The following is a 26,980-nucleotide window of genomic DNA, read 5'->3' as shown; positions in this document are numbered from 1 at the left end:
TAATCATCAGAGTAAGTTGAAAATAACGAATAGCAATACAGATGATGTTAACGAATTACTACACTCACCAAAGCGGGATCTGGAGAAGGCACATGTCGAAAAGAAAGTTCGCCAAAACACACCTGGCAACAAGTTTATCCTTAATTTTAGGAGTTTCAATTTCAACTCCTATATTTGCTCAGGAACAAGATGAACAAGAAACAGAGATTATTGAAGTAACGGGTATTCGAGGCAGTTTACAAGAAGCTGCTTCTATTAAGCGTTATTCTGCTGGTATCGTAGATGCAATTTCAGCTGAAGATATTGGTAAGTTCCCAGATACTAACCTCGCAGAATCGTTACAGCGTATTACCGGTGTTTCAATTAGCCGAACTAACGGCGAAGGTTCAGAAGTAACTGTTCGCGGTTTTGCGGGCGGCAATAATATGATTACACTCAATGGTCGTACCATGCCAGCGGCTATAACTTACGGTGCAGGTTCTGGAGCCGACGGAACAACACGGGGGGGGAACACCCGTTCTTTTGATTTTCAAAACTTAGCGTCTGAAGCCGTTCGAGCGGTAGAAGTATACAAAACCGGTAAAGCCAACATCGCAACAGGTGGTATTGGTGCAACCATCAACATTGTTACGGCGAAACCGTTGGATAACGAAGGCTTTACAGCAACGGCCGGCGTTAAAGCGGTACACGATACCACAAACAGAACGGGCGACGATGTAACCCCAGAAGCCTCAACCATTATTAGCTATGCCAACGATGACGCAACATGGGGTGTGAGCATTGCAGCGATACATCAAGAGCGTGATTCAGGGTATACCGGTGCAACGGTAAATGACTGGAATATTGATTATTGGGACGATCTTGCTGACCCAGACAGACTGTGGAATACGACAAGTGCTGAATATATTAATGCACCACAGCAAGGCCAGTTATACGCACGCCCTAACGATATTCGTTACGCTTTCTCAAATACGCAGCGTGTTCGCGACAATGTGCAATTAAACTTACAATTTGCGCCAACAGAGCAGTTCACAGCCTCCATTGACTATACCTTTGCTGAAAACGAGATTGTTGAGCAGCGCGGTGAAATTACCAACTGGGTTCAAACAGGTAGCAATACTCAGGTTGTTGAGTTCGATGACAATATTGTAAAAACACCAATTTATATGAGAGAGACCTATGCTGGCGGAACAGATGAAGGCTATGAACAGCAGTGGCGAGAGCAAACCAATACGCTAGATTCAATAGGCGTGAACTTTAAATATTTTGTCAATAACGATTTTTCACTTACTTTCGATGCACATGACTCAGAGATGCACAGCCGTGGTACCGGTCCACGTGGCTCGGGTGAAATTGCGGTTGGCCTAGGCGCGCCTACCGTTGTAGAGCGGGAGTGGTTCTATGATTCAGAGTTACCTACCTACCTAAACGTTTACGATGACAGCATCCGTGGTGCCAATAATAATGGAGTGGTTGATGCCGGTGATGTAGGTTCGTCCATTGCGCGTATTCGCAACGCAGCGCAGCGTTCGAAGATCACCCAGTTCAAATTAGACGGCGAATACCTGCTAGACAATGGTCGTTTCGACTTTGGTGTTGAAGCCCGTGAAATGGAGTCGCGTTCGTTCCAAACGGCGGGGAACAACATTGCCTTAGGCAACTGGGGCGTGGCTAACCCAGGCGAGTTTGGCGACTTAATTCAACCTTTCGATTTGCCTGGCGAATTTGACGATTATGGTGTGATGCCTGGTGGTTTTGGCTTTATTGCTGATGCTCGCGAGCTGTATACAGCCGCTGAGTCCTTATACCCAGGCATTCCATCGTCAACCGAACAAGCCTTGTCGTTTGACGACACCATTCAAGAAGATACTTTAGCGGCGTATGCACAGGTTTCTCTAGATGGTGAACTTGGAGGTATGTATTTCAGCGTATTGACCGGGCTTCGCTATGAAGAAACAGAAGTGACTTCGACCTCTTTAGTCGGCCAAACCTTATTCCGTTGGGAAGATAATAACGACATCGTTCCCTTTGTAAACTCTGATGTACCACCAACACCAGCATCAGCGGAAAACAGCTATGATTACTTGCTACCCAGCTTAGATTTAAAACTGGAAATTAGAGAGGATTTGATAGGCCGATTCTCGTATAGTAAAACTATCGCCCGTGCCGGTTTAGGCAGCCTTGGCGTGTCTGCAAGCAACTTCGGTGGCGGCGGTGGCTCTACACTACTCGGTGCAATACCAACAGCAAACGCCTCAAATCCTGGTTTGTTACCACTTGAATCATCAAATACAGATGTATCATTAGAGTGGTATTACGACCCTACAAGCTATGTCTCTGCAGGTTTCTTCCAAAAAGACGTGGCTAATTTCTTAGGTAGCCGACAGATAGACCAGACGATTTTAGGTATTCGAAACCCAACCGCGGGCCCTCGCGCCCTGGAAGCCGCAGCGGCCCTCCAGGATTTGGGTATCGCTGTGGATGATACATCTTTGTACGCAATGACCGTATTGTTAAGTCAGCCAGAAGCTTTTCCTAACGGAGCCGCTGACTACACTGGCACGCCAGAACAGATACAGCAGCTCGCTGAAACTCCAGGGTGGGATATTGTCGCCAACGAATCAGACCCAGAGTATGTATTTAGGACGAGCACGCCTGACAACAACCGCTCAGCGAAAATCTACGGGGCAGAATTTGCTGTCCAGCATTTCTTCGGCGAGACCGGCTTTGGTATTCAGGCTAACTATACCTTCGTAAACGGCGATGTAGGCTTTGATAACAATGCAGATCCTAATTCGTCACAGTTTGCTTTAATTGGACTAAGCGATACGGCCAACTTAGTGGGCTTGTATGAAGATGATAAATTCCAAGCGCGAATAGCTGTTAACTGGCGTGGTGAATTCTTAGCTGAGGCTAACCGCGGTGGTTCAAACAACCCCCGTTATACCGAAGCTTACACGCAAGTTGACGTAAACCTTAGCTATAATATCAACGATCAATTCAGCGTTTTTGTTGAAGGCATTAACGTAACGGGCGAGAACGCTCGCGACTATGCACGAAACAAATCGCAGATGTGGTTCTTGACGGAGCTAGGCGCACGTTACAACATTGGTGCACGTTATAAGTTTTAATCGCAAGATTAAAAGCGCTGGCAAACCTAATTTGCCAGCGCAAACCCTTATTTACAGCCGCGCTATAGCGGCGTTTTTAGTTTTCTGAACGTGTAATATTTGTTTTATCTTAGTGTTGTTGTGGGCAATATAATAAAGCTTTTACAGCAATCACATGGATGCATTTAGACCATGTGATGAAAGGGTAAAAAGATGACAAAACATATGATGTTAAACAATGTCTATCATAAAGATACGAAAGTTATTACTCATTATGGCGCACAATACGGTGATGCTCAGGCCAGCGTATTAGCTTTCCCATCTGAATTTATTGAGTTACAGAAGCATTACCCTATTTTTTTTCGTCGAGATGGCGAATCTGACGATTATCAATGTTCAGTGTTGTTGGGTTTGGAAAAAAAACGAAAATCTATTTTTAGACGCTTCTTATCCATCGGGTTGGAAGGTTGATTACGTACCAGCAATACTTAATAAAGGGCCTTTTTTAATTGGTTTTCAACAACCTGAACACAGTGAAGATAATAACGCGGTGATACATATTGATATGGATCACCCTAAAGTGAGTGAGAGTGAAGGCCAGCCGCTTTTCCTTTCCCATGGAGGAAATAGTCCATATTTGAATCACATATCATCGTGCTTAACAGTTATAGATAGTGGCTTAGAAATTCAAAGCGATATGTTTAAACAATTTTTGACGTTAAATCTTATTGAGCCCGTTAACATTGAATTTGAATTAAGCAATGGTGAAAAACGTAGGTTACGTGGTAACTACACTATTCATGAAGAAAAACTCGCTGCATTGTCCGCTAGCGAATTGCACACGTTGAATAAATATGGCTACTTACAACTCGCCTTTGCGGTTGTGGCGTCTATGACGAATGTAAGGAAGCTTATAAACCTCAAAAACCTTCAGCTATCACAATAGTATTAAACAAGATGATACCCATTACTCGACAAGCTAGAGAAGTAGGCCACTGCGAATCGGGAAAAATTCCGGATGATTTAAATAGCTACAGTGAGCCTGTTGTCCTTAGGGGGCTTGTTAATCATTGGGAGCTAGTCAAAAAAAGTTTACACTCCGATATTACTGCAGCCGAGTACCTAAAAGCTTTCTATAATGGTCGACCTACCCTAACCTACTTTGGCGAACCAGGGCTCAATGGTCATTACGGGTATAATAACAATGCGACACAACTAAATTTCAAAAAAGAAAAAGCCACAGATCGACGAGGTTATCGATTTGATCATTGCACATCTAGACGACTCAGCCCCGCCAAGCGTATATATAGCCTCAAATATTATCGATTCTAATTTCCCTGGCCTTCGTCAAAAAAACGATCTTGATATGTCGTTTGCGAAACTAGCGCCTAATTCGGAAGCGCCTATTCCGAGCATATGGATAGGCAACAAGTCTATTGCCGGATGCCACTACGATGCGTCAGACAACATAGCTTGTGCGGTCAAAGGTCGGCGCAGGTTTATCATGTTTCCACCAGAACAAATCGAAAACCTGTACCCTGGTCCTTTGTCACCTACGCCGGGGGGACAAGCAATTTCTATGGTAAATTTTCATGATCCTGATTATCAAAAGCACCCCAAATTTAAACAAGCGGTTGAAAAAGGTATCGCTGCAGAATTAGAGCCCGGTGACGCCATCTTTATTCCTAGTATGTGGTGGCATCAAGTGGAAGGACTGGACAAATTTAATATTTTAGTTAACTACTGGTGGAGCAATGCGGAGCGATTTATGGGCTCGGCAATGAACGTATTGTTCCACGCTATATTGAGTCTACGAGACAAGCCAGCACACGAAAAAGCGGCTTGGAAACACGTATTCGACTACTACATTTTCAACGATGAATTTTTACCTACTCAGCACTTGCCGCCTGAATCTCAAGGTCTTCTGTCTCCATTAGACGAGCTAAAATCGCGCCAATTGCGAGCTATGTTGGTAAACAAACTGAATCGATAAGTAAAGAGAGACAACAGTGAATAAAAGCGTGAAAACAATTGTCATCGCTGGTGGCGGGACTGCTGGTTGGACGGCTGCAGCGGCCATTGCTAAGCAAATGGGTCCCACAGTTAATATCACTTTAGTCGAATCTGACGAAGTCGGAACTGTCGGTGTTGGTGAGGCGACAATTCCACCAATGCGCGTATTTCACAAGTTGCTGGGTATTGACGAAAAGGCGTTCATGCGTGAAACATCGGCAACTTTCAAGCTTGGCATTCAGTTCGAAAACTGGGGGCAAAAAGGCGATAACTACATTCATTCATTTGGTGTTACCGGACGAGAGAGTTTTGTTGCCCCCTTTCATCATTTCTGGCTCTACGGAAAAGAGCAAGGCGTGGCTAATGATTTTGGCAACTACTGTTTTGAACTTGAAGCCGCAAAGCAGGATAAATTCGCCACGTCACAGAACGCTAATATACAATATGCTTACCACTTAGATTCTAGCTTGTATGCCACACTGCTGCGAAAGTACAGTGAAACCAGAGGTGTAACCCGAAAAGAAGGCAAAATCGAGCAGATTACTCAAAACAAAGAGACGGGCTTTATAGAGAGCCTAAAGCTGGCCTCCGGTGACGTTATTCACGGAGATTTCTTTATTGATTGCACCGGGTTTAGAGGGCTGCTTATCGAAGAAACGTTAAAAACCGGCTATGAAGACTGGTCGCACTGGCTGCCCTGTGACAGCGCGGTAGCGGTGCAAACTGAATCAGATAGCGCGCCGCGGCCTATCACCAAAGCCATCGCACACGACAGTGGATGGCAGTGGAAAATTCCTCTGCAACACCGGACGGGTAATGGTTTGGTGTATTGCAGCAAGTACTTGTCCGACGAGCATGCCACTAAGCGCTTATTAGATAACGTAAATGGCAACACCATCACCAAGCCTAAAATAATAAAGTTTAAGACAGGGCGTCGTCTAAAAGCATGGAATAAAAACTGCTTGGCTTTAGGGCTCTCTAGCGGTTTCGTTGAGCCGCTAGAATCGACCAGTATTCATTTGATCATAATGGGCGTAATTCGGTTCTTGAAACTCTTTCCCAATGGTGGGGTAAGTGAGCTTATTACTGATGAGTATAATCGTCAGACGCTAGAAGAGATTGTCAAAATCAGAGACTTTATAATTTTGCATTACCACGCCACCTATCGCAAAGACAGTCCATTCTGGCAGTATTGTCATGATATGGAAGTGCCGGACACATTAAAGCATCGCATGCAGTTGTTTAAAGAGTTTGGCCATGCTTTTCAGGAGGACGGAGAGCTGTTTAGAGTCGACTCTTGGACGCAAGTCATGCTAGGTCAGGGAATTATGCCTGAGAGTTATCACGCCAGTGTAAAAGGCATGCCTGCTAAAGAACTCCAAAGATTTTTGCAAGGTATTGAACTGTCAGTGTTGAAGGGGCTGGAAAATATGCCGTCTCACGAAACATTTTTGAAACACTATTGCTCTAGCCGTTAGCAGGCAAGACTGTGAAGTAGCTCAATGGGTAACGCAATTGCTCTGAGATAAAAAAAGGCCCACTAATAAAGTGTGGGCCTTGTCGTTTCAAACGTTACTGTCTAATCGCTAGCGTTTACTTTTTCGCTTTAGCAAACGCATCGGCAAACGCGTTGCCCATAGCGCTGTTTTGCGGTTGACTGTTGCGATTGCCGCCCCCCTGATTCGAACGCCCAGGCCCTTTATTTTGTGCTTTACCTGCACGCTGGTTATTAGCGCCCTTACTTGAAGCCCCCTTACCTGTAGCGCTATGGCCGCCAGCATTGTTGCTTTGACTTGGCGTATCATCTAAGCGCATGGTGAAGGAAATACGCTTGCGAGCAACGTCTACTTCAAGCACTTTAACTTTAACGATGTCGCCTGCTTTCACCACTTCACGTGGGTCAGAGATAAATTTGTTGGTAAGCGCAGAAATGTGCACCAATCCATCCTGATGTACGCCCACATCAACAAATGCGCCAAAGTTAGCCACGTTGCTAACTACGCCTTCTAAAATCATACCTGGCTTAAGGTCGTTAATGGTTTCAACGCCTTCTTTAAACGCGGCAGTTTTAAACTCAGGGCGAGGGTCACGGCCTGGCTTGTCTAACTCTTTAAGGATATCTTTTACCGTAGGAAGACCAAATTCGTCGCTGGTAAAGGTATCAGGCGATAAGCTTTTTAGTAGTTCGGTGTTACCGATAATGTCATTTACTGCAACAGCGGTGGTATCTACAATTTTATCAACCACTGGGTACGCTTCGGGGTGCACTGCCGAAGCATCAAGTGGGTTTGAGCCATTAACAATGCGCAGGAAGCCCGCCGCTTGCTCGAAGGCTTTTGGCCCTAAGCGCTCTACTTTCAATAGTGCTTTACGGTCAGGGAAGGCGCCGTTGGTGTCTCTGAAATTAACAATATTGTGGGCAAGGGTTTTGTTTAAGCCCGACACATAGCTTAACAGCGCAGGTGACGCGGTATTTAAATCAACACCCACCGCATTCACACAGTCTTCAATAACACGGTCAAGCGATTTGCCCAACTGACTTTGGCTTACGTCGTGCTGATACTGGCCTACGCCAATGGCTTTTGGCTCAATTTTAACTAATTCTGCGAGCGGGTCTTGTAGGCGTCGCGCAATGGAAACCGCACCTCGAATTGACACGTCAAGCTCTGGTAGCTCTTTTGAAGCAAGCTCAGACGCTGAATATACCGATGCGCCAGCTTCGCTAACCATAATTTTCTGTGCAGTAAGTTCGCTGTTGTTTTTAAGCATTTCGCCAACCAGTTTGTCGGTTTCACGCGAGCCGGTGCCGTTACCAATGCTGATCAAATCTACCTTGTATTGCTTACATAGCGTGGTAAGCGTACGCATAGATTTATCCCACTGGTTTTGCGGCGCGTGTGGGAATATGGTGTTGGTCGCAACCACTTTTCCCGTGCTGTCTACTACCGCTACTTTAACGCCGGTCCTTAAACCTGGATCTAGGCCCATCGTGGTTTTTGCACCAGCAGGCGCTGCCATCAGCAGGTCGTTCAGGTTTTTAGCAAACACTTCAATGGCTTCTTCTTCGGCTCGCTCTCGTAGCGCGCTGAAAAGCTCGGTTTCCATGTGTAGGCCAATTTTGATTTTCCACGTCCACTGCACAACTTGGGCTAAGAAATCATCCGCACCGCGGCCGCGGTGCATAATATCGTAGTGGCTCGCAATAATGTGCTCGCAGTGTGAAGGCCCTTTTTCTTCTGACTGCGGGTCGGCATCAAGCTGAATGTGAAGCATGCCTTCGTTGCGGCCTCTAAACATAGCAAGGGCGCGGTGAGAGGGTACCGTTTTATATTTTTCGCTGTGCTCAAAGTAATCTTTATATTTCGCGGCTTCTTGTTCCTTACCCGGCGCAACGGTACTTTTTACATGTGCGTTTTCGATAAGGTAGTGACGCACTTTAGCTAACAGTGACGCATCTTCTGCAAAGCGCTCCATTAAAATATAGCGGGCGCCTTCTAACGCTAGCTTAGTATCAGCAATGCCATTTTCTGCATTAACGTACTTTTGCGCTTCACTTTCAGCGTCTGTGTCTGGGTTATTGAATAAGGCGTCAGCAAGTGGCTCTAGTCCCGCTTCAATAGCAATTTGGCCCTTAGTGCGCCTGCGAGGTTTATAGGGTAAATATAAATCTTCAAGGGTGGTTTTACTGTCAGCACTACTGATACTGCTTTTTAGCTCGTCAGTCAGCTTGCCTTGTTCTTCTATTGATTTAAGAATAACGTCGCGGCGCTCTTCTAACTCACGCAGGTAGGTTAAGCGCTGCTCTAGCGTTCGCAGCTGCGTATCATCAAGTCCTTGGGTGACTTCTTTTCGGTAACGGGCGATAAAAGGAACGGTAGCTCCATCATCGAGAAGTTTTACGGCGGCAGTTACTTGCGAAGGTTGAACGCTAAGTTCATCTGCAATTTTATTGATAATCATAAGTCGCTCTAAGATACTAAAAATTCGCGTTAGGCAATAGCGAATAAACGGTGTGCGAAAGGCTTACGTACACAGCGTCGGTAGTGAAAACAGAAGCGGTGAGTATATCACCGCGGTGTAGGGGAAGTCGTCTGATCATTGGGTTTTAAAGGGTAATCTAATGGCGCCTATCTCTGGTTATAGTTTGTCTGTGGCATCGTACCAAATTCGGTTTATCCACCATTCTTTGGTGCCCGTTTCGGTCTTCACAACAAACTCATCGTCTTCTTCTTTGCCAATCAATGCTCTCGCCATAGGAGAGTCGATAGAAATGTAGTCCTTGCGGCCAAAAATTTCATCATAGCCAACTAGGCGCAGCTCCATTACTTTTCCTGCCTCGTTCTCAATTTCAACCCAGGCGCCAAAAAAAACTTTTCCTTCTTGCTGTGGGTCGTAATCCACAACTTTAAGGTTTTCTAAGCACTTGCGTAGGTAGCGAACGCGGCGGTCAATTTCACGCAGCTTCTTTTTGTTGTATTGGTAGTCGGCATTCTCACTTCTATCGCCTAGGCTGGCAGCCCAGGTTACTTTGCGAGTAATCTCTGGTCGTTCTTCACGCCACAAGAAGTCCAGCTCTTGTTTCAGCTTATGGTAGCCTTTTCGAGTGATAAGCGGTGTCTTCACAATGTCCTATACATATTCCAGCTAATTACCCCTACTTTATGTGGGTAATACCACAAAAACGCAATCTTTGATACTCGGAAAAAGTGACAAAAAGGGCAGATTGAATAATTATTGAACATAAACCTTTCATGCAATGTCACAGTATAAATACTAGACAAATTATTAGGGGAAGCGAATGCGTAACCGAATACCTGTGTTGAACCGCCGAAGGCCGGGCAATGAACCTCTTCAAATAAGCGGTACTATCATCGGTTTTATGCTGTTTTTAAGCGGTGCGTTGTTATTGCTGTACGCTTTACTTGATATTGTGGTTCGCTTAAATAGCACGATAACCGTGGTCTATCTTATTTTAGGCTGTGCCATTTATAAAGTGGGGCAGACGCTATTAAACCACTTTGCCACCTTTAAAGTGCACACGGAAAGACGCCGTGCGCCTCAGCGTTAAAACCTTTTGTTTTAAGCTTTGAGTTTTAAGGCTAAATCGTTACAAGAAAATAGGGTTCTGAGCGTGAAGTTTCGCTAATTTAGGCTAAGCTTATAAGTGTAATTCGAGGCACCAAGCATATTGAATAACCCACTTTACTATTTGGGTACGCGCGTGGTGAAAACCCACTAGCTCGTAGGGAAAAGGTAAGCAAGGATCACGCTGACTCACTAAAACAAAAAAGCCGACGCTATGCGTCGGCTTTCTCTTTTCTAAAGCGGTTGCTTACTCAGCTGGTGCTTCGGCTTCAGGCTTAACCACCTCTAAAAGCTCAACGTCAAAGATTAGCGTTGAATTAGGTGTGATAGCGCCAGTAGAGCGCTGTCCATAGGCTAGTTCAGATGGAATGTGGAAGCGATATTTCGCGCCTTCTTTCATCAATTGAACACCTTCGGTCCAGCCTGCGATAACACGGTTAAGCGGGAATTCAGCAGGCTCGCCACGCTTGTATGAAGAGTCGAACTCGGTGCCGTCTAGCAAAGTGCCACGATAGTGAACTTTTACCATGTCGGTCGCTACCGGGCTTGCGCCTTCGCCTTCTTCAAGCACTTCATATTGAAGGCCTGATTCAGTAGTAACAACACCTTCTTTCTTACCATTTTCTTCTAGGTAAGCAATGCCTGCTTCAATGTTTTTCTCAGCAGCTTGTTCAGCCATTTCTTGCTGTTTAGCACGCAATACTTCTTCACCCTGTTGAGCAATTTGTTGAATTTGCTCAGGTGTAAATTTTAGCGTGTCGTTTAGGCCGTCTTTAAAACCTTGTTGTAGCGCGTCTTGGTCTAGCGTTAGGCCAAGTTGTTCTTGTTGTTCGGCACGGTTGCTTACGAACAGACCCATGCTTGCGCCCATGGCGTAAGCTTGTTTTTGCGTATCTGTCATTTCTTCTGCTGCAACAGCAGTTGTTTTTGCACTATCAGCGCTTGTAGAAGCGGCCTCATCAGATGTATTTGGCTGGCAAGCGAAAAGGCCTAGCGCAGCGATAGTAGATAAGGCAACGAGCGACTTCTGCATAAAAACGTCTCCATTAATTATTATCATCATGCGTCTATGTCTATACTGCTGCATCTAAGGCAGTGTGCACGATAGTTAAAGATGCGTGATCCATGCTATGTTAAACCTAGCGTTTACAAAGCGAAACCCATTTGATTATGTTTAGGCCTCAATTGTTCCGTAGAATAGTGTTACTCATCGTACTTATTGGCAATTCCATGGGATGCTCTATCCCTGATACTACGCCAATACAGCAGTGGCGTCATGTAGAAGAAGGCGCATACGCGGCAGATATATCCACCGACGGCACCTTGGCCGTGGTATCTGGCGTAAATAACGGGGTGAATGTATGGCGAATAGGGCAAAGCGAACCGCTTTACCATTGGAGTCATCAAGGGGAAGGCAATAACTTAGTTATGTCGGTGCACATTAGTGCAGACAAGCGTTATGTAGTGACTGCCGACCGTGAAGCGTTTGCTCTGTGGAGCTTAGAAACCGGCGAGCCTGAAGGTTTTTGGCGTATTGATGAATCGTCTATTCGCGACGTAGTGGTTACCAATAACGGCAACGGCATTTTGGTGGCCCGCTCAAATGGTAAAGTGATGTACTTTGAACCTCGCACCTCTCGTCGGCTTGAATTCTTTGGCCATCAAGAAAAAGTCAATTCAATCGACATTTCACCTAACGGAAAGTTTGCCCTTACTGGTGGGAATGACTACATCGCTTATTTATGGAGTACCGATACTGGGCAGATTATTCATACTTTTACTCACCCTACTCGCGTAACGAAAGTTGCGCTAGACGACGAAGGGCGCTTTGCCTTTACCGCGGATAGTCAAAGTAAGTCGCAAGTATGGAATGTGCAAACCGGGCAGCCCGTTACCTCGCTAAAATTCGCCTCACGACAAAAGATTTTCACCGATGTGGAGTTTTCAAAAGACGGTCAATTTTTGCTTACAGGGTCGCCAGCAAGGAAGGTGTACTTATGGGATTTGCAAAGCGGTGAGCAGGCGCAGTCTATACAAGTTGCTTCAAGAGAGTCTATTTCACCACCTACCGCAGTTGTTTATGGCGTCGCCTTCCTTCCCAATGATAATATAGTATCTATTAGCAGTAGTGGTCTTGCCGAAGAATGGCAACGAGAGAGATAGAGAGTTTACATGACAGATAAAAGCGCTGAGCAGCTACAACGGCAAATAGATAGCGCCAATAGCTATATTGAAGAGTTACAGATGAAAGTAGCTTTTCAAGAGCACACTATCGAGGCGCTTAATGAAGCGCTGGCTTCACAACAAAAGCAGCTTGATGACTTAGCGTTTAAAGTAAGTCACGTAATAGACCGTGTTAAAAGTATAGAGCCTTCTAATATTGCTAAGCAGTCGGAAGAAACCCCGCCCCCGCACTATTAATTTAAGAGAGTAAGTTATGAGCGATTTTGATATGGATGCATTCGACAGCATCGATTTTGACTCAGTGGAGCAGTCAGTAGCAGAGAAGCAGGCTGAAAAAGACAAGCAGGAAAGCCAAGAAATTGAAGGCATGCGCGACGGTGCCAACGATTGTGGTGATAGCTGTACCATATAGTACCATCTAAAGCGGTTAGGGCTCTTGCAGAGCCCTAACCGATGAAATTCCCCTCAGCGTTTTTAATTGGACCCCTTAGGGTTTTCCAATCTGTCTAACTCCAGTCTGTCGAGCTCTACGCTTTCCTCCACATCGCCTTTAAACGCTTTAATAAATGCGTTTTTCAATATTGCTGTAAATGCGTCCCATGTTTGCGTATCCGGGTTTGATAGGTCGCCTTCAATAGGAATGCGTGTAGCAATCTGATCTTCACTTTGATTTTCAAAAAGCTCTGTGACGAACGCGGAAATGGCTTCGATACTGCCTTCAATAAAACCGTCGCCGTCACGTTCAATATCGCCTTTCCAAGAAAACACTTCCACGTTATGCAAAATGGGTTTGATATAGCCTTTTACTTTCCCCTCGTTAGAAGCCACTTCGGCTGCAAGGGTAAGGGTCCCTGCTTCTAAATCAAAGGGCGCATAGGTATCAAGCAGGTTTTTAAAGTTCACCAGCCCAACATTGTCAGCTTGTATATCTAGGTCAAACGTGGGCGCTTCTGTCGCCGGGTTAAGCTTGGCGTTTAAGGAAATTGTACCTTGCTCTGCCGTTTGTCCCTTGGCTTTGGCCGTTGCTACACGGGTGTCTGATAAGTCATCGCTATTGACCAAGTTGTTCACTTCAAGCTGAATGTCGTGCAGCGCAATGTCGATAGCCGGAGAGGTATCGGGATTGTGAAAGGCAATTTTTCCTTGGTTAATGGTCAATTTGTCTATCCGCAGCGGAAACAGTTGATCGGCGATAGACAGCCAATTCTCGTTTTTACCCGACTGGCTTTTTTCTTCCGAGTTTCCGTCTACAAAATTAATTTCGGGGGAGTTAACAACCACTCTACCTACCGCAGCGCCTTTAAAAAGCTGTGACCACGACAGCGTAAATTCCACATAGTCTGCTTTAAACAAGGGCTTGTCTATTTGCCCGTTTGCCTTATAAAGCAAAACATACTCTAAGCTATAGGCGCCTCGCCACAACATCAAATCAACGTCGCCCACTCGGCCGTCGTATTGCTCCGATTGGCTTAGTGTGGTGTTAATGTATGTGGCTGCGGCATATGGAAGATATAACCTAAACGCAATGAGCATGAGCAATAACCCTGCTACCACATAACAAAACCGTTTTTTAGCATGCTTCATATTTCACTCCTTAGGGGCTAAGGATACAAAAACTATACCTGTACCACTTTTACATGATGAAAAGCGGCAGGCTAAGGGTTGGCGTGCTCTTAAGAGGAACGGCTATACGCTCATATTGGCAAGGGTTAAGCGGTATAGCACTAAATAAACGTAAATTTTACCTAGCGGTGAGTAGGAATGTTAGTGAGGCTTGAAAATACCAATAACGTTTTCTTTTGAACGGGTGGCTGCACTTACTTTTTCATCGGTTTGCGCTTCGTTATAGCCGCACGCCACACACTCAAGCTTCTCTACATTATTTTCGAAGTATAGCGAAATGGTATCTAGCTCTTGGCATTTAGGGCAGGTAGCTCCGGCCACAAACCGGCGTTTTACACGTTTTGACATACATACACCTTTGATGAATTTCGCCAATATTATACCTTGAAATGCTGCCTGTTGATCAGCTTTTGCCTTAAGTTTTTGATATTATACGCGGCCAAGTTTGTTCCATCACAGGTTGCTTATGATAAAGCTTTCAAACGTATCCCTACTACGCGGTCGTAAAATGCTGCTAGAAGAGGCGTCGGCACAGGTGTTTCCGGGCCATAAAGTGGCGCTAATTGGCAGTAATGGCTGCGGGAAATCTACACTTTTCGCACTGTTACGTAGCGAGCTGAGTGTGGATGCGGGCGACTGTAGCGTACCCAGTGATTGGCGCATAGTAAGCGTGGCGCAGGAAACCCCCGCAACGACGCGTACGGCCATCGACTATGTGGTGGACGGTGATAAACATTTACGTGACTTACAGGCCCAGTTAGAAGCCGCTGAAGAGAGTGGTGATGGTGTGAAAATAGGCCAAATTCATGGGCAGCTCGAACAAGCTGGGGCTTATGATGTGGAAGCCCGCGCAGCGACCATCCTTTCAGGCCTCGGGTTCACTAATGCGCAGCTGAACGCACCGGTTAGCGATTTTTCTGGTGGCTGGCGTATGCGATTAAACCTCGCCCAAGCGCTGCTTTGTCCGTCTGACTTACTGCTGCTGGATGAGCCTACTAACCACTTAGATTTAGACGCCGTAATATGGCTTGAAAAATGGCTGCAGCGATATGCTGGCACGTTGCTGTTGATATCACACGATAAGGCATTTATCGACAACACAGTGGCGCAAATTATCAGTGTTGAACAACAAAAGCTCGTTACTTATACCGGTAACTACTCGTCTTTTGAAACCCAGCGCGCCGAGCGTATACGTCTGCAAAACATTGAATATGAAAAGCAGCAGCAAAAGGTTGCGCACCTAAACTCTTTTATTACGCGGTTTAAAGCCAAAGCGAGTAAAGCGAAGCAAGCGCAAAGCCGAATTAAACAGTTAGAAAAAATGGAAACGCTATTGCCTGCCCATATGGCAAGCCCGTTTAGTTTTTCATTCGCGCCGCCCACCGCGCTTCCGAACCCGTTAGTTCAAATGGAAAAAATTCAGCTGGGTTACGATGAGCATATTGTGTTGCAGCAGGTAAAGCTTAACTTGGTGCCGGGGAGTCGAATTGGGCTTTTAGGGCGCAACGGGCAAGGTAAGTCCACATTGATCAAACTGCTTGCTGGCGTGCATGCGCCTAAGCAAGGTGTTTTTAATACGGCAAAAGGCCTAAAAATTGGCTACTTTGCCCAGCATCAGTTGGAAACGCTAGATGCCAATGCCACGCCCCTTTTGCATTTGCAGCGCATCGACGAGAAAGCTACAGAACAACAGCTTCGCGATTACCTCGGCGGGTTTGGTTTCAATGGTGACGAGGCCTTAGCGCCTGTAGCCCCCATGTCGGGTGGAGAAAAAGCCCGGTTGGTGCTGGCGTTAATTGTTTATCAAAAGCCTAACTTGTTGCTACTCGATGAACCCACTAACCATTTAGATTTAGAAATGCGTCATGCCCTTAATATCGCGCTGCAGGGCTTTGAAGGCGCCATGGTCCTTGTGTCGCACGACCGCTTCCTATTGTCATCGGTGTGCGAAGATTTTTATCTTGTTGATAGCAAAGAGGTTGAACCCTTCAAGGGCGACTTAGACGATTATCGCGACTGGATCTTAAAGCAGCAAGCCGCAGAAAAGGCGAAAGCCAATAGCGACGCCAAGGACGAAGCACAGCAAGCCTCTGGTGAGCCGAGTAAGCCAGAACGTAAAGTAGACCGTAAAGAAGAAAAACGCCGTGAAGCTGAGTTCAGGCAAACGGTAGCACCTTTCAAAAAAGCCATCGACAAACACGAAAAGGCCATGGAAAAGTGCAGTGCACAACTTGCAGACGTAGAAGAAGCGCTGGCAGATACCACGCTTTATAGCGACGATAAAAAACGCCGAACTAATGGCCTTGCTCGACAAGCAAACCCAGCTTAAACAGCAGCTTGAAGAAGAAGAGATGGCGTGGCTGGATGCGCAAGAGCAAATTGAGCTAAAACGAGAAGAGTACGACAATGCAACCGCTTAATCTTGAGATCAGTGCGTTCTGGGCGTACAGCGTTTCTCGCTATACCAAAGGGGACATGGCGCCGCTTGCTATTTTGCTGCAAGACAATCACAAGGTGAATGTTAACATTCTCTTGCTGATATGTTGGTGCTTAGAGAACAATACCATTATAAACTTGCCTCAGCTTAAAGCGGTTATTGAGGCCGCGGCCCCAACGGATTTAACATTGCAAGCCCATAGAGCCAAACGAAAAGCCGCACACCCTGATAACGGGGGGGATAGAGCCGTTTATGATGCGCTAAAAGAAGAAGAGCTTGAACTTGAACGAGCGCAGCAGCACGACATCGTTACATCGTTTAACGGGCAATCGGTAACATACTTAGGGCAGGCGCAGCTATCTTCTTCAAATATATTTAACGCATCTATCGCAGCGTTAATTAATGCCTACTCGCTTCGCGACAATAGCGAGGCTCGACGTTTGGTGAGCCTTGTGATCAAACAACTATCGTAAAAACACAATAAGAAATAACAATGAGTAAATCAGCGCTATCGCATGGAAAAAATAATAAAAAGCAGCTTTAAGGTGCCGGGATGGGCGAAAAACCGTCACGTCCAGACTATTTGGCCGCGTTTTATTCAAAAGCGTTTACCTTTGTCTTACGACATGGAGCGCTTAACGTTACCCGATGACGACTTTGTAGATGTCGCTTGGGGCCCCAAACCGCAAGAAACCTCAGGCATAGTCGTGATGTTTCATGGCCTAGAGGGCAGTATTAAGTCTCATTATGCTAACGATATGATGGCGCAGCTCTCTGTGAATGGCTGGCAGGTGGTAATGATGCATTACCGTGGCTGTAGCGGTGTACCAAATTTGAAAGCACGGGCCTATCACAGCGGTGAAACCGAAGATCCCAGTTATTTCTTGGCGTGGCTGCACGATAAGTTTCCACGTATTCCTAAAGTCGCCATTGGATTTTCCCTAGGCGGTAATATGCTGCTGAAATTACTTGGTGAAAACCCAGCTCAAAAATGGCTAAAAGCGGCCGTGGCCATCTCCTCTCCGCTAAAACTGTCTGAATGCGCTAAATCGATAAACCAAGGCTTTTCTAGGGTTTATCAAAAGTATCTGCTTACTAGCATGAAAAACACATTACTTAAGAAGATGGAGTACATTGACTATCGCAAGCTCATTCAGTTAACGAAAAGCGATGTGCATGAGATAACCAGTTTTACGCAGTTTGACGAGAAGATCACCGCGCCACTGCACGGTTTCGCAGACGCTCAAGATTACTATGAAAAATGCAGTGCTTATCATTTTTTAAGCGCAATTCACTGCCCTACGTTAGTCCTGCACAGTATCGACGACCCCTTTATGAACCACCTAATTGTGCCTCAAGAAGAAGAGCTTGCGCGTAATGTGACGGTAGAGCTTAGCGAGCGAGGTGGTCACGTAGGGTTCATGCAGGGCTCTGTATTAAATCCCAAGGTTTGGCTGCATGACCGCGTGAAACGCTTTGTTAGTGAAGCCCTGCCGGTGAATACCACCTGTGGCTATCTAAACCGATAAATACCACATAGTGTAAACACGATAAACACAACATACTTTCAGGAGCCTGAATGATAATTCCAATAGATGCGCTAGAAGCCGATACACTTTACAGTTTGGCAGAAGCGTTTGTGCTGCGCGAAGGCACCGACTATGGCGAACAAGAGGTTGCCCTAGAGGTGAAGGTGCAGCAAGTGTTAGAGAGATTGAAGCAAGGTGACGCGGTTTTGGTGTATTCAGAACTTCATGAAAGCGTGGATATTAAGCGAAAGGAAGATATTCAGCCTAGTGACGAAACAGAATAGATACCAAAAAAGCCGGGTCGAGCAACCCGGCAACCTACCTGAGGAGAGGGAGGCTTAAAACGCGTATCGTGCAGTAACCTGCATAATGTCTAGGTCATCAATCACTCTGTAGTTAGCTCCCACAGCCCATTGCGGCGTAATGTAATAATTTGCACCTACTCTAAATGATGCTTCTCCATCATCTACGTCGTAGTAACCCACTTCACCGGCTAGCTCAACTTGCTCTGTAATCATTGAGCGTAGGCCAGCATTAATGCTATAGCCCGTTTCGTCATTTACGTCACCGTCTATACGCTCTAGGTTAGCACCAAAGTAGGCGTCAGTTGTTGCGTTTACGGGTAAACGATAGCCAGCACCTAGCGTAAGCATGTCGAAGTCAAAGTTACCTTCTTCGAAAAAACTGTACTCACCGTTTAGGTACCAGTTGCTGTTTAAAAGATATTTACCATTAACCGTTAGGCCGTCTGGCTCAAAAGACTCGTTGTTGTCAAAGTCCATTTTGGTGTAACCACCTTCTACGTAACGCCAGTCAGGCTTGTCAGCCATTGCTGAAAGAGGAAGTGTTGCTGCAGCAAGTGCTGCCGTGATAAGTGTGATTGTTTTACGCATGTGATAACTCCTTAATGTGTTCAGCGACTTGCTTCTACTTACGCAATACCCGTGTGTCATAGAGTAAGCGCAAATAACGTGCTGCTAACAAGTCACTGTGTTGATGGCATAACAATGCTTCACGCCACCGTTTCTATTTCCGTAAAGAAATCGTGTCCGATTTAATTATCAACATGGTGAGTAGCAAGGCCTTTGCCAACACCGATAATGCGTGCTGTTACCAGCCGGTAAATTTCCTATATGTCATTAATAAATATGCGTAATTTTCACTTCGCTTAAATAATGTCACAACGTTGAATTCATGATATGTCGCATCTTTTTTATACTGCGAGGAAAAGTTGGCACGTCTAGGTGTCGCTAAAAACCAACAATTAACCTTTTGTCTAACCCTCTCGACATATTTACAAAACAAGGTTACCCGCTGTAACTCAATTAAATTAGAAGTAAGTCATTGTAAGTATTGTGAAAAATATAAAGTGACGCAGCGCTTCTTCGTATTGGAACGGCTTTTGCTGAAGTGCTTATGCGTTGTCCAATTTTCACTCCTACCGTTTTGACAGGGCGTTTGCTTCACAACGATAGGGTGAATAAGAAAGGAGTAGAGCACCTTTCTTCGTGTGGTTTGAATCACGAACGCTTTGGTAAAGTCTTTTAATTTGATTACTTACGCTAATTTTTTTCGATAACTCGGATAGCAAGCCAAAGCCACATAGCCACCTGGACAACCATTGTTTTCATAAGGAGAGGACGGATGGCTAAGCCAGTTTTTATTTTTAATAAAGTTTCAAAAAAGAGTGCGAGTAAGCCCCGACAGCTAGGGTTGTCACGCATTCTTTTGGCGATGACCAGCGTTATCGCGTTAGTGACATTTCATCAGGCAGGGGCTGTTGAGGTTAATGAAGACAATCAGCCACAGAAAACATCGCCAATTTTACAATCTATTATTGATGCGGCTCGTCAATCAGCCACTCAGAGCTATGAGCAAGACGATCATGGGCTAAACAGCAAGTTAAAAGAAATTGACTACACAACGTATCGTTCTATTCGCTTTAAACCCGAGCAAAGTCTTTGGCACGGTGAAAACGACTATGAGCTGCAATTTTTCCACCCAGGGTTTCTGTACGAATACCCGGTGACCATTCATACGATAGGCGAAAGTAATAAACCTGAGCGCCTTGCGTTTAACAGTGAGATGTTTAACTACGATGGTTCAGCATCAGCGTTGGCAGGGTTGACCGATGATAAGTCGGGCTTTGCGGGTTTTCGCGTTCACTACCCACTTAAAAATGAAGAGTATAAAGACGAGTTTGCTGTATTTTTAGGTGCTTCTTATTTTCGCCTTGTTGGTAAAAATCAGGTATATGGCATATCGGCCCGCGGGCTGGCTATCGATACGGCACTCGCGAAAGGGGAAGAGTTTCCTCACTTTACCGAGTTTTGGATTATCGAGCCTGGCGAAGGCAAACCTATTACTATTTACGCGCGCTTAGAAAGTCCGTCGGTAGCCGGCGCTTATAAGTTTGTCATTCAGCCCGACATCGATACCAGTGTTAAAGTGGAAAGCTGGTTGTTCGCACGAGATGATGTGAGCAAGCTAGGCATCGCGCCGTTCACCAGTATGTTCCTGTACGGTGAAAATACAGAGAAGCGCCACGACGATTATCGTCCGGAAGTTCACGACAGCGATGGCGTACTTATGGTTACCCACGCGGGTGAAGAGATTTGGCGCCCCCTTACAAATCCAGCTCGCCTTCAAGTGACCTCGCTTAGCGATACGAACCCCAAAGGTTTCGGTATGCTGCAGCGCGATGGTGAGTGGGATAACTACTTAGATGCAGAAGCTAACTATCACATACGTCCAGGTCTTTGGGTTACCCCCCAAGAAGGTTTTGAAAAAGGTCGTCTTGAAGTCGTCGAGATACCTACAAAATCTGAGATTCACGACAACATTGTGGCGTTCTGGACGCCTGAAAAGCCCTTTAATTCCGGTGAGTCGCTGTACTTTTCCTACGATCTTAAAACCGTTGAGCAAAACCCATTCGTTAGCGAACTGGCGTCAGTAGTGCGCACTCGCCAAGGTAAAGCGGTACTGCCAGGTGACGAATTTAAAGACGACAGCTTGAATAATACCCGTCAGTTTAGTGTGGATTTCAGCGCACCGCAGTCTCTTAGTTTTGATGAAAAATCTATGAAACTAGTGGTTCAAGGCGCTAATGGCGCAATCTCTAAGCAGCGCCTTTACCCCGTAGCCGATGGACAGGAATGGCGCGCTACTTTCTTTGTTAAACCGAACGAGAAGCAAACGGTTGATATGCGCGCTTATATCGAGCAAGACGGGCAACGTGTCAGTGAGGTGTGGAATTATGTCTATCAACCAAACTAAGCGCACAGATACAGCATTATCTAACGGGGCTAAAGCCGTGCCTCAGGTTAAAAGCGACACCGCAAAACGCGGGTCACATTTCATCTTAAAAGGAGAGCATATGCGTTTGTTTATCATGGCAATGCTAGTGATTCCAAGCACGGCGCTGGCCGGTTGGAGTTTATACGAAATATTTTTACCTAACGGCCTCACCAATTTAGAAATTGCACAGCTGGGGCTGGGGTTAACCCTGTTTGCTTGGCTATGTATGGCATTTTGGACGGGGATTATTGGATTCTTCTTACAGCTTTTCAACATTGACCCGTTAAGCTTGCGCCGAATTCAAGCGCAGCCAGATTCCGCTACACCACTTGGGCAAAAGCACGCCGTAGTAATGCCGGTATACAACGAAGATACTCGTCGCATTATGGTGGGTTTTGAAGCATGTATTCGCGAACTGATGGATAGCGACAATAGCGCGCAGTTTGATTTTTATATGCTAAGCGACACCCGTGATATGGCGAAAGCGGATGCAGAGCTTCGTGCCTTCACACGTTTGAAAAAACGTCTTGGTGGGTATTCAAGCCAGGTGTTCTATCGCAGACGAGAAAAGAACCTGCATAGAAAAGTAGGCAATCTTAAAGAATTTTGCGAGCGCTGGGGTGCTAACTATGAGTCGATGATTGTATTAGACGCCGATAGCGTAATGACGGGGGAGCGTATGCAGGACCTTGCTCGTCGTATTGAGCAAAATCCGGATACGGCGCTTGTTCAAACTATTCCTATGCCGGTACGTCAAAATACCTTCTTCGGGCGCTTTGTGCAGTTCGCGGCGCACTTATATAGCCCTATGTTAGCCACTGGGTTGTCATTTTGGCAAACCGACAGTGCTAACTATTGGGGGCACAATGCCATTATACGTATAGCGCCATTTATGCAGCATTGTGGGCTTCCTACTCTTGAAGGTCGCGCTCCCTTTGGCGGCGAAATTCTAAGCCACGACTTTGTCGAGGCGGCGCTATTGCGCCGAGCAGGCTGGCAAGCTTACTTGCTCACCGACACCACGGGCAGTTATGAAGAAGTGCCAAGCAATATTGTCGACTACGCCATCCGCGACCGCCGTTGGGTGCAGGGCAATATACAGCACCTAGGGTTGTTAAACGTGAAAGGCTTGAAAATGGCCAACCGACTGCATTTTTTGTTTGGTGCCTTTGCCTACATTTCTTCGCTTATATTGTTTTGTATGCTGGCGTTAGGCACGGCAGATGCGCTTATTCGCGCTACGTCGGTACCGGAATTCTTCGTGTCTGAATACCAATTATTCCCTAGCTGGCAGGTGGCACGCCAAGATATGATGATGGTGACCATGTGGGGCACGGCGGCCTTATTATTCCTACCTAAACTTTTGGGTATTGCTCTTGCGCTCATGAAGCGTCGCAGCGAGTTTGGCGGCGCGTGGGCGCTGATAAAAGGCGCGGCATTAGAGCTAACAATGGCTGTGCTCATTGCGCCGCTGATGATGTTTTATCACAGCTACTTTGTTATTAGTGTGTTCGTTGGTCATTCAGTTAAATGGGAAGCGCAAGAACGGGAAGGTCGCAAAGTACCTTGGACGGTAGCTATCAAGCACACGCAGATAATGAGTTGTCTAGCAGTGGCGTGGGGCGTAACCACGTTTTATTTCACGCCATCGCTATTTATGTGGCTGCTGCCGGTATTGGTAGGCATGGTGTTAGCAGCCCCGGTTATTCGTTTAACCAGTAGCGATAAGCTGGGCTTAGCAATGCGTCGGTGGGGTGTGTTTGTTATCGACCAAGAGGTAAAGGAATGCAAAGCCCTGAAGCGTTTACGTGTGGCCATGGACTACTTTGCTATTTCACAGCATAACGCTGAAGTTCCTGCTTTACCGGAAAATACATGGCAGAACATGCCGGTACAGACGCTCAGTGAAAAGCCCTTGCCTATGCGTTACAGGCTTTCTAATAACACCCAATAGGTTGATTTTGTTTCGAGAATTAAAAAACCGCACATAAAGTGCGGTTTTTTGTACCTTTACGAAATAAGAGGTCAGTTGCGCATTAGCACGAGGTGTTCAAGCTACCTTAAGGCGCGAGGTTCCTCTTTGCGCACATTGCACCCTTACTATTGTTCAAACGTTACCGCGAAGGTAACAGGTACAGTGGTTGTAATGCTCTTCAGGCCAGCAATCTTTTGAAGTGCCGCGACACCCTCTGCGAGACCAAATGACTCGGCTTTAATAAGCGTAGGTGCGGTAGTTGATACGGTTAATGTACCTTCATCTACCTTACTTGCGGTTACTGAAAATGATGTAGGGACCGCCTTGCCGTGAAGCACTAAAATGCCATCAACGTTTCCGTTTGCCACTTCACCTGCTTTCAGATTCATCATCGACTCAGGTAGGTTAGCTTCAAATGTTGCTTGTGCAAACTTTGATACATTAAATAGCATGTCTTGCATTCGCTGATTGCGAATATCAATCGCTGTATTAACAGACGATAAATCTACCGCAACGCTTAACTTACCGCTATCAGACAGGGTGCCGTTGAAGCTATCAAACTTATGAACTTCTGTAACTTGTGCGTTTTTCGTAGATAAGAAATGCAGCACACTTGTTTCGCTGTCAATTGACCAGTCGGCTGCAGCGGGAAATGCTAGCCCACAAGCGAGCAATGCTGTCGACAACGTGCGAATACGTGTAGTCATCATAGGTTACTCCTTTTACAAATTGGTTCCATCTGGCTTGATTTAACCACGACCAGAGTAATGTGGCCCAGCAACATTACTACGCTATTATACGTAGGTTAGCACGCTGCGCTATGTAATTTGTTACGTGCTAATGCGTATGTGGGTTTACGAAGTCATCATACTGGACAACGTCTTGCCACGGCACCCGTTGATCGCCCATTACCACAAAATCTGGGTTCTCTAACGAATGACGCTGGTTGTAGGTAAGCGGTTCAAAGTTAGCTGCGGCAATGCTACCGCCTGCCTCAGAGACTATGCACTGAGATGCGCCTGTGTCCCATTCACCGGTAATGCCGATTCGCATAAATACATCGGCTTTGCCTTCAGCAATGAAACAGGCTTTCAGCGAACAGCTGCCTAACGGTAGTGTTTGGTATACGCGCCTAGCGCACATTCTACTTAACACTTTTTCGCGAGACTGACGACGACTAATCGCAATCATAACAACGCTGCTTTTGGGGTCGTCTAGCTTGCGTACTTTTATGGGGTGGTCGCCATCAGGAGAAGACTTAAATGCACCCTTCCCTTTTTCGGCGTAATACAAAGACTGACCTGGCGGCCAAAATATAACCCCAATGGTGGGCTCATTATTTTCAATTAACGCAATATTAACGGCAAAGTCACCGCTTCTGGCGATGAATTCTTGTGTACCGTCAATAGGATCTATAAGCCAATAACGTGGCCAATGCTTTCGCTCTTCTAAACTTGCGTGTTTATTCTCTTCTGAAAGAATAGGGATATCAGGTGTAGCGGCTTTTAGTCGCTTATTAATAATATCATTTGCCAAATAATCTGCGCTGGTGACAGGGGACTCGTCTTCTTTTTGGTAAGCGTCAAACTCACCTTTGTCGTAGACTTCTAATACGGCTTCACCAGCTTCAACGGCAATTTTCTTTGCAAGTTCTAGTAGGTCGGCATGGGCGTCATCGGGCATGTTTATTGTTCCTTAAACCACTTTTGAGCTAAAAACAGCGCGGCAATACAGCGTGCTTCTATAAAGTCTTCTCGAGCAAGTAAAGCATCTGCTTCGTCTAAAGGCCAATGAATCACCTCAAGAGGCTCGGGTTCATCGCCTTCTAGTTGTTTGGGATACAAGTCGCGCGCCAATACAATGGTCATATTGGCGTTGAAAAACGTGGGGGCCATACTCACTTGGTGAAGTTCAATGAGATCGTTAGCAGCAAATCCTGCTTCCTCTTGAAGTTCGCGGTTGGCAGCTTCAATAGCGGTCTCGCCGGGGTCAATAAGGCCCTTTGGGAAACCAAGTTGATACGAATGTGTGCCCGCAGCATATTCGCGAATTAAAACCATGGTATTTTCATCTAGCATAGGCACAATCATTACAGCGCCCCGGTTACCCCCTGCCATTCTTTCGAATTCACGGGTGGCGCCATTAGAAAACTCAAGGTCTAGGCGTTCTACCCTAAAGAGCTTGCTTTGGGCTACGATTTCACGAGAATGAATGTGTGGTAACGGCTTGTTCGGATCAATTTTCGGCATGTCTCTCGCTACAACTTTGTTATCATACTTGTATACAATTTATTAGCTTACTTCATTATAAGGAAAATCGCTTGCCCTTTCTGCCCTGGAATGAAATAGACACTGTACTACTCGATATGGACGGTACCCTGTTGGACCTTCACTATGACAATCAGTTCTGGTTGCATCATTTACCAAAGCGTCTGGCTGAATTACGAGGGGTTTCAGAGGCGCAAACTCAGCAAGAAATGTCTAAGCGCTACGAGGCAGTGTTTGGTCAAATTCAGTGGTATTGCCTCGATTATTGGGCCGAGTCACTGACACTCGACTTAGAAAACGAGTTTATGCCGCTAAAACGGGAACTCGCCCATTTATTGGCACTTCGCGAAGACACCATTCCATTCCTTGATGCGCTCCATGCATCGGGCAGAGAAGTTGTACTGGTCACCAATGCTCACCCTCATAGTTTGGCGCTTAAAATTGAGCATACTCAGCTTGATTCTCACATTGATAACTTAATTTCTACCCATGAGTTTGGTGTGACAAAAGAATCTCAGCTGCTATGGGAGCGATTACAAGCCCAGGTTGAATTTGACGCCAGTCGCACGTTATTCGTCGATGACTCTCTTCCCATATTGAATGCAGCTAAGACTTACGGTATTAAGCATTTACTGGCAGTAGATAACCCAGACAGCACGTTGCCTAATCGCAATATTAGTGAATTCCCGGCAGTGCGAGACTATCGCTTGATGCTTGAAGATATCAAAGCAAATCCAGTGACTAATGTCGCAAAAGCACGTTTTTGAAGGACGAAAGCCAATGGTCTCAGATACAATTTACGTTGGGTCGATAAACCCGGTAAAAGTGAATGCGGCACTCAACACTCTATCTGACACGTTAGAGCATGATTTTGATGCACAAGGTGTGGCAGTGCCAAGTGGCGTACCTGACCAGCCTATGAATGAAGATGAAACCCGCCTAGGTGCCATCAATCGTATTAAAGCCATGCTTGCACACCATCAAGGCGGGTTAACCGATGCTTGGTACGTGGCGATTGAAGGCGGTGTCGACGTTTTCGAAGATGGCCCTGCAACGTTTGCTTATGTAGCGATATATCACGAGGGGCATTGGTCGGTTTCAAGAAGCGCCAGCCTGCCTATCCCCGTTAGTGTGTATCAGGCATTGCAGCGCGGTGAAGAGTTAGGGGCAGTAATGGATAAGCTTTTCGATACGGTCAACGTGAAACAAAAAGGCGGAGCTATAGGTCTTCTCACCTTAAATCACGCCACGCGACAAAGCGTCTATGAAGTCGCGTTAACCCTCGCTATGGCGAAGTTCCACTTTCCCGATCTTTATACCGACTAACCTCCCTTTCATAAAAATATTGTAAATCTGGGTTACTTCTTTTAGATACAGTAAAAAGGCTGGAATTCACCGAAAACTCACTAACATCTTCGATAATGGTGAGTTTTTCTTGGGTTTAAGCAATACATTGTGAT

At 45.9% G+C, this 26,980-nt stretch carries 25 protein-coding genes and 2 pseudogenes; 18 read left to right on the top strand and 9 right to left on the bottom strand.

Annotated elements, in window-relative coordinates:
* Positions 1 to 92: 92 nt before the first annotated feature.
* From ACX5J7_RS03030 to ACX5J7_RS03005, 6 genes are all read left to right on the top strand, one after another.
* On the top strand, positions 93 to 3,131 hold the full coding sequence (locus ACX5J7_RS03030; protein ID WP_498706066.1) for a TonB-dependent receptor: 3,039 nt from the start codon (positions 93 to 95) through the stop codon (positions 3,129 to 3,131).
* A 192-nt stretch (positions 3,132 to 3,323) separates the two neighbouring features.
* On the top strand, positions 3,324 to 3,581 hold the full coding sequence (locus ACX5J7_RS03025; protein WP_498706064.1) for a SapC family protein: 258 nt from the start codon (positions 3,324 to 3,326) through the stop codon (positions 3,579 to 3,581).
* Positions 3,481 to 4,056 (top strand): SapC family protein, encoded by a 576-nt coding sequence (locus ACX5J7_RS03020; RefSeq protein ID WP_498706063.1) that lies wholly within the window; start codon positions 3,481 to 3,483, stop codon positions 4,054 to 4,056. The genes ACX5J7_RS03025 and ACX5J7_RS03020 overlap by 101 nt, the downstream gene beginning before the upstream one ends.
* Positions 4,057 to 4,067: 11 nt before the next feature.
* Positions 4,068 to 4,442, top strand: coding sequence for a cupin-like domain-containing protein (locus ACX5J7_RS03015; RefSeq protein ID WP_498706061.1), 375 nt, complete (start codon positions 4,068 to 4,070; stop codon positions 4,440 to 4,442).
* Complete coding sequence (locus ACX5J7_RS03010) at positions 4,372 to 5,103, top strand: cupin-like domain-containing protein (RefSeq protein WP_498706060.1); 732 nt, start codon at positions 4,372 to 4,374, stop codon at positions 5,101 to 5,103. The genes ACX5J7_RS03015 and ACX5J7_RS03010 overlap by 71 nt, the downstream gene beginning before the upstream one ends.
* A gap of 16 nt (positions 5,104 to 5,119) precedes the next feature.
* Complete coding sequence (locus tag ACX5J7_RS03005) at positions 5,120 to 6,601, top strand: tryptophan halogenase family protein (protein WP_498706059.1); 1,482 nt, start codon at positions 5,120 to 5,122, stop codon at positions 6,599 to 6,601.
* 115 nt (positions 6,602 to 6,716) lie between these two features.
* On the opposite strand, the gene ACX5J7_RS03000 is transcribed toward ACX5J7_RS03005, so the two are convergent.
* Both ACX5J7_RS03000 and greB read right to left on the bottom strand, forming a co-directional pair.
* The gene (locus tag ACX5J7_RS03000; protein ID WP_498706058.1) at positions 6,717 to 9,083 is read right to left on the bottom strand and encodes a Tex family protein; all 2,367 of its coding nucleotides are present in this window, start codon (positions 9,081 to 9,083) and stop codon (positions 6,717 to 6,719) included.
* Between the two features lie 177 nt (positions 9,084 to 9,260).
* Positions 9,261 to 9,746, bottom strand: coding sequence for a transcription elongation factor GreB (gene greB, locus ACX5J7_RS02995; protein ID WP_498706057.1), 486 nt, complete (start codon positions 9,744 to 9,746; stop codon positions 9,261 to 9,263).
* A 175-nt stretch (positions 9,747 to 9,921) separates the two neighbouring features.
* Between greB and ACX5J7_RS02990 the strand changes: the two genes are divergently transcribed.
* Positions 9,922 to 10,191, top strand: coding sequence for a hypothetical protein (locus tag ACX5J7_RS02990; RefSeq protein WP_015068477.1), 270 nt, complete (start codon positions 9,922 to 9,924; stop codon positions 10,189 to 10,191).
* 264 nt (positions 10,192 to 10,455) lie between these two features.
* Here the strand turns inward: ACX5J7_RS02990 and fkpA are convergent, their stop codons facing one another.
* Positions 10,456 to 11,241: an FKBP-type peptidyl-prolyl cis-trans isomerase gene (gene fkpA / locus ACX5J7_RS02985; RefSeq protein WP_012520157.1), complete on the bottom strand. Its 786-nt coding sequence runs from the start codon at positions 11,239 to 11,241 to the stop codon at positions 10,456 to 10,458.
* Positions 11,242 to 11,438: 197 nt separating this feature from the next.
* Between fkpA and ACX5J7_RS02980 the strand changes: the two genes are divergently transcribed.
* Genes ACX5J7_RS02980 through ACX5J7_RS02970 form a run of 3 tightly spaced genes read left to right on the top strand, consistent with a single transcriptional unit; the run spans position 11,439 to position 12,804 of the window.
* Positions 11,439 to 12,371, top strand: coding sequence for a WD40 repeat domain-containing protein (locus tag ACX5J7_RS02980; protein WP_287150703.1), 933 nt, complete (start codon positions 11,439 to 11,441; stop codon positions 12,369 to 12,371).
* 9 nt (positions 12,372 to 12,380) lie between these two features.
* Positions 12,381 to 12,629, top strand: coding sequence for a SlyX family protein (locus ACX5J7_RS02975; protein WP_498706055.1), 249 nt, complete (start codon positions 12,381 to 12,383; stop codon positions 12,627 to 12,629).
* A gap of 16 nt (positions 12,630 to 12,645) precedes the next feature.
* Entirely contained in the window at positions 12,646 to 12,804 is a 159-nt protein-coding gene (locus ACX5J7_RS02970; protein WP_012520154.1) for a hypothetical protein, read from the top strand.
* 62 nt (positions 12,805 to 12,866) lie between these two features.
* Here the strand turns inward: ACX5J7_RS02970 and ACX5J7_RS02965 are convergent, their stop codons facing one another.
* Both ACX5J7_RS02965 and ACX5J7_RS02960 read right to left on the bottom strand, forming a co-directional pair.
* Positions 12,867 to 13,976 carry a DUF748 domain-containing protein gene (locus tag ACX5J7_RS02965; protein WP_020746859.1) on the bottom strand — a complete coding sequence of 370 codons (1,110 nt, stop codon included), beginning with the start codon at positions 13,974 to 13,976 and terminating at the stop codon, positions 12,867 to 12,869.
* Between the two features lie 180 nt (positions 13,977 to 14,156).
* Positions 14,157 to 14,363, bottom strand: coding sequence for a YheV family putative zinc ribbon protein (locus ACX5J7_RS02960; protein ID WP_278384675.1), 207 nt, complete (start codon positions 14,361 to 14,363; stop codon positions 14,157 to 14,159).
* A 118-nt stretch (positions 14,364 to 14,481) separates the two neighbouring features.
* On the opposite strand from ACX5J7_RS02960, the pseudogene ACX5J7_RS02955 reads away from it, so the two are divergent.
* The 4 genes and pseudogenes from ACX5J7_RS02955 (at position 14,482) to ACX5J7_RS02940 (ending at position 18,265) form a co-directional block, all read left to right on the top strand.
* Positions 14,482 to 16,435: pseudogene (locus ACX5J7_RS02955) on the top strand (ATP-binding cassette domain-containing protein).
* Positions 16,422 to 16,925, top strand: a complete 504-nt coding sequence (locus ACX5J7_RS02950) for a TIGR02444 family protein (protein ID WP_498706054.1) — start codon at positions 16,422 to 16,424, stop codon at positions 16,923 to 16,925. The pseudogene ACX5J7_RS02955 and the gene ACX5J7_RS02950 overlap by 14 nt, the downstream one beginning before the upstream one ends.
* Positions 16,926 to 16,945: 20 nt before the next feature.
* Positions 16,946 to 17,981, top strand: a pseudogene (locus ACX5J7_RS02945) (hydrolase).
* Between the two features lie 50 nt (positions 17,982 to 18,031).
* Complete coding sequence (locus tag ACX5J7_RS02940; protein ID WP_012520148.1) at positions 18,032 to 18,265, top strand: YheU family protein; 234 nt, start codon at positions 18,032 to 18,034, stop codon at positions 18,263 to 18,265.
* A 54-nt stretch (positions 18,266 to 18,319) separates the two neighbouring features.
* On the opposite strand, the gene ACX5J7_RS02935 is transcribed toward ACX5J7_RS02940, so the two are convergent.
* A complete protein-coding gene (locus ACX5J7_RS02935) occupies positions 18,320 to 18,874 on the bottom strand; it encodes an outer membrane beta-barrel protein (RefSeq protein WP_012520147.1) in 555 nt (184 codons plus the stop codon).
* A 751-nt stretch (positions 18,875 to 19,625) separates the two neighbouring features.
* Here ACX5J7_RS02935 and ACX5J7_RS02930 point away from each other — a divergent pair.
* Both ACX5J7_RS02930 and mdoH read left to right on the top strand, forming a co-directional pair.
* On the top strand, positions 19,626 to 21,257 hold the full coding sequence (locus ACX5J7_RS02930; protein WP_015068475.1) for a glucan biosynthesis protein G: 1,632 nt from the start codon (positions 19,626 to 19,628) through the stop codon (positions 21,255 to 21,257).
* Entirely contained in the window at positions 21,238 to 23,232 is a 1,995-nt protein-coding gene (mdoH, locus tag ACX5J7_RS02925; protein WP_012520145.1) for a glucans biosynthesis glucosyltransferase MdoH, read from the top strand. The genes ACX5J7_RS02930 and mdoH overlap by 20 nt, the downstream gene beginning before the upstream one ends.
* Positions 23,233 to 23,378: 146 nt before the next feature.
* On the opposite strand, the gene ACX5J7_RS02920 is transcribed toward mdoH, so the two are convergent.
* The 3 genes from ACX5J7_RS02920 to nudE form a co-directional block, all read right to left on the bottom strand.
* The gene (locus ACX5J7_RS02920) at positions 23,379 to 23,963 is read right to left on the bottom strand and encodes a YceI family protein (RefSeq protein WP_012520144.1); all 585 of its coding nucleotides are present in this window, start codon (positions 23,961 to 23,963) and stop codon (positions 23,379 to 23,381) included.
* A gap of 127 nt (positions 23,964 to 24,090) precedes the next feature.
* Entirely contained in the window at positions 24,091 to 24,936 is an 846-nt protein-coding gene (gene cysQ, locus ACX5J7_RS02915; RefSeq protein WP_012520143.1) for a 3'(2'),5'-bisphosphate nucleotidase CysQ, read from the bottom strand.
* 2 nt (positions 24,937 to 24,938) lie between these two features.
* Positions 24,939 to 25,502, bottom strand: a complete 564-nt coding sequence (gene nudE, locus ACX5J7_RS02910) for an ADP compounds hydrolase NudE (RefSeq protein WP_012520142.1) — start codon at positions 25,500 to 25,502, stop codon at positions 24,939 to 24,941.
* 71 nt (positions 25,503 to 25,573) lie between these two features.
* Between nudE and yrfG the strand changes: the two genes are divergently transcribed.
* Positions 25,574 to 26,287, top strand: coding sequence for a GMP/IMP nucleotidase (yrfG, locus tag ACX5J7_RS02905; RefSeq protein WP_498706051.1), 714 nt, complete (start codon positions 25,574 to 25,576; stop codon positions 26,285 to 26,287).
* A gap of 13 nt (positions 26,288 to 26,300) precedes the next feature.
* Positions 26,301 to 26,846, top strand: a complete 546-nt coding sequence (yjjX, locus tag ACX5J7_RS02900) for an inosine/xanthosine triphosphatase (protein ID WP_012520140.1) — start codon at positions 26,301 to 26,303, stop codon at positions 26,844 to 26,846.
* The last annotated feature ends 134 nt before the right edge of the window (positions 26,847 to 26,980 follow it).

It is taken from the genome of Alteromonas infernus, from assembly GCF_902705815.1.
Note: the sequence above shows the minus strand (reverse complement) of the source record. Positions and strands in the feature narration are given on the sequence as shown.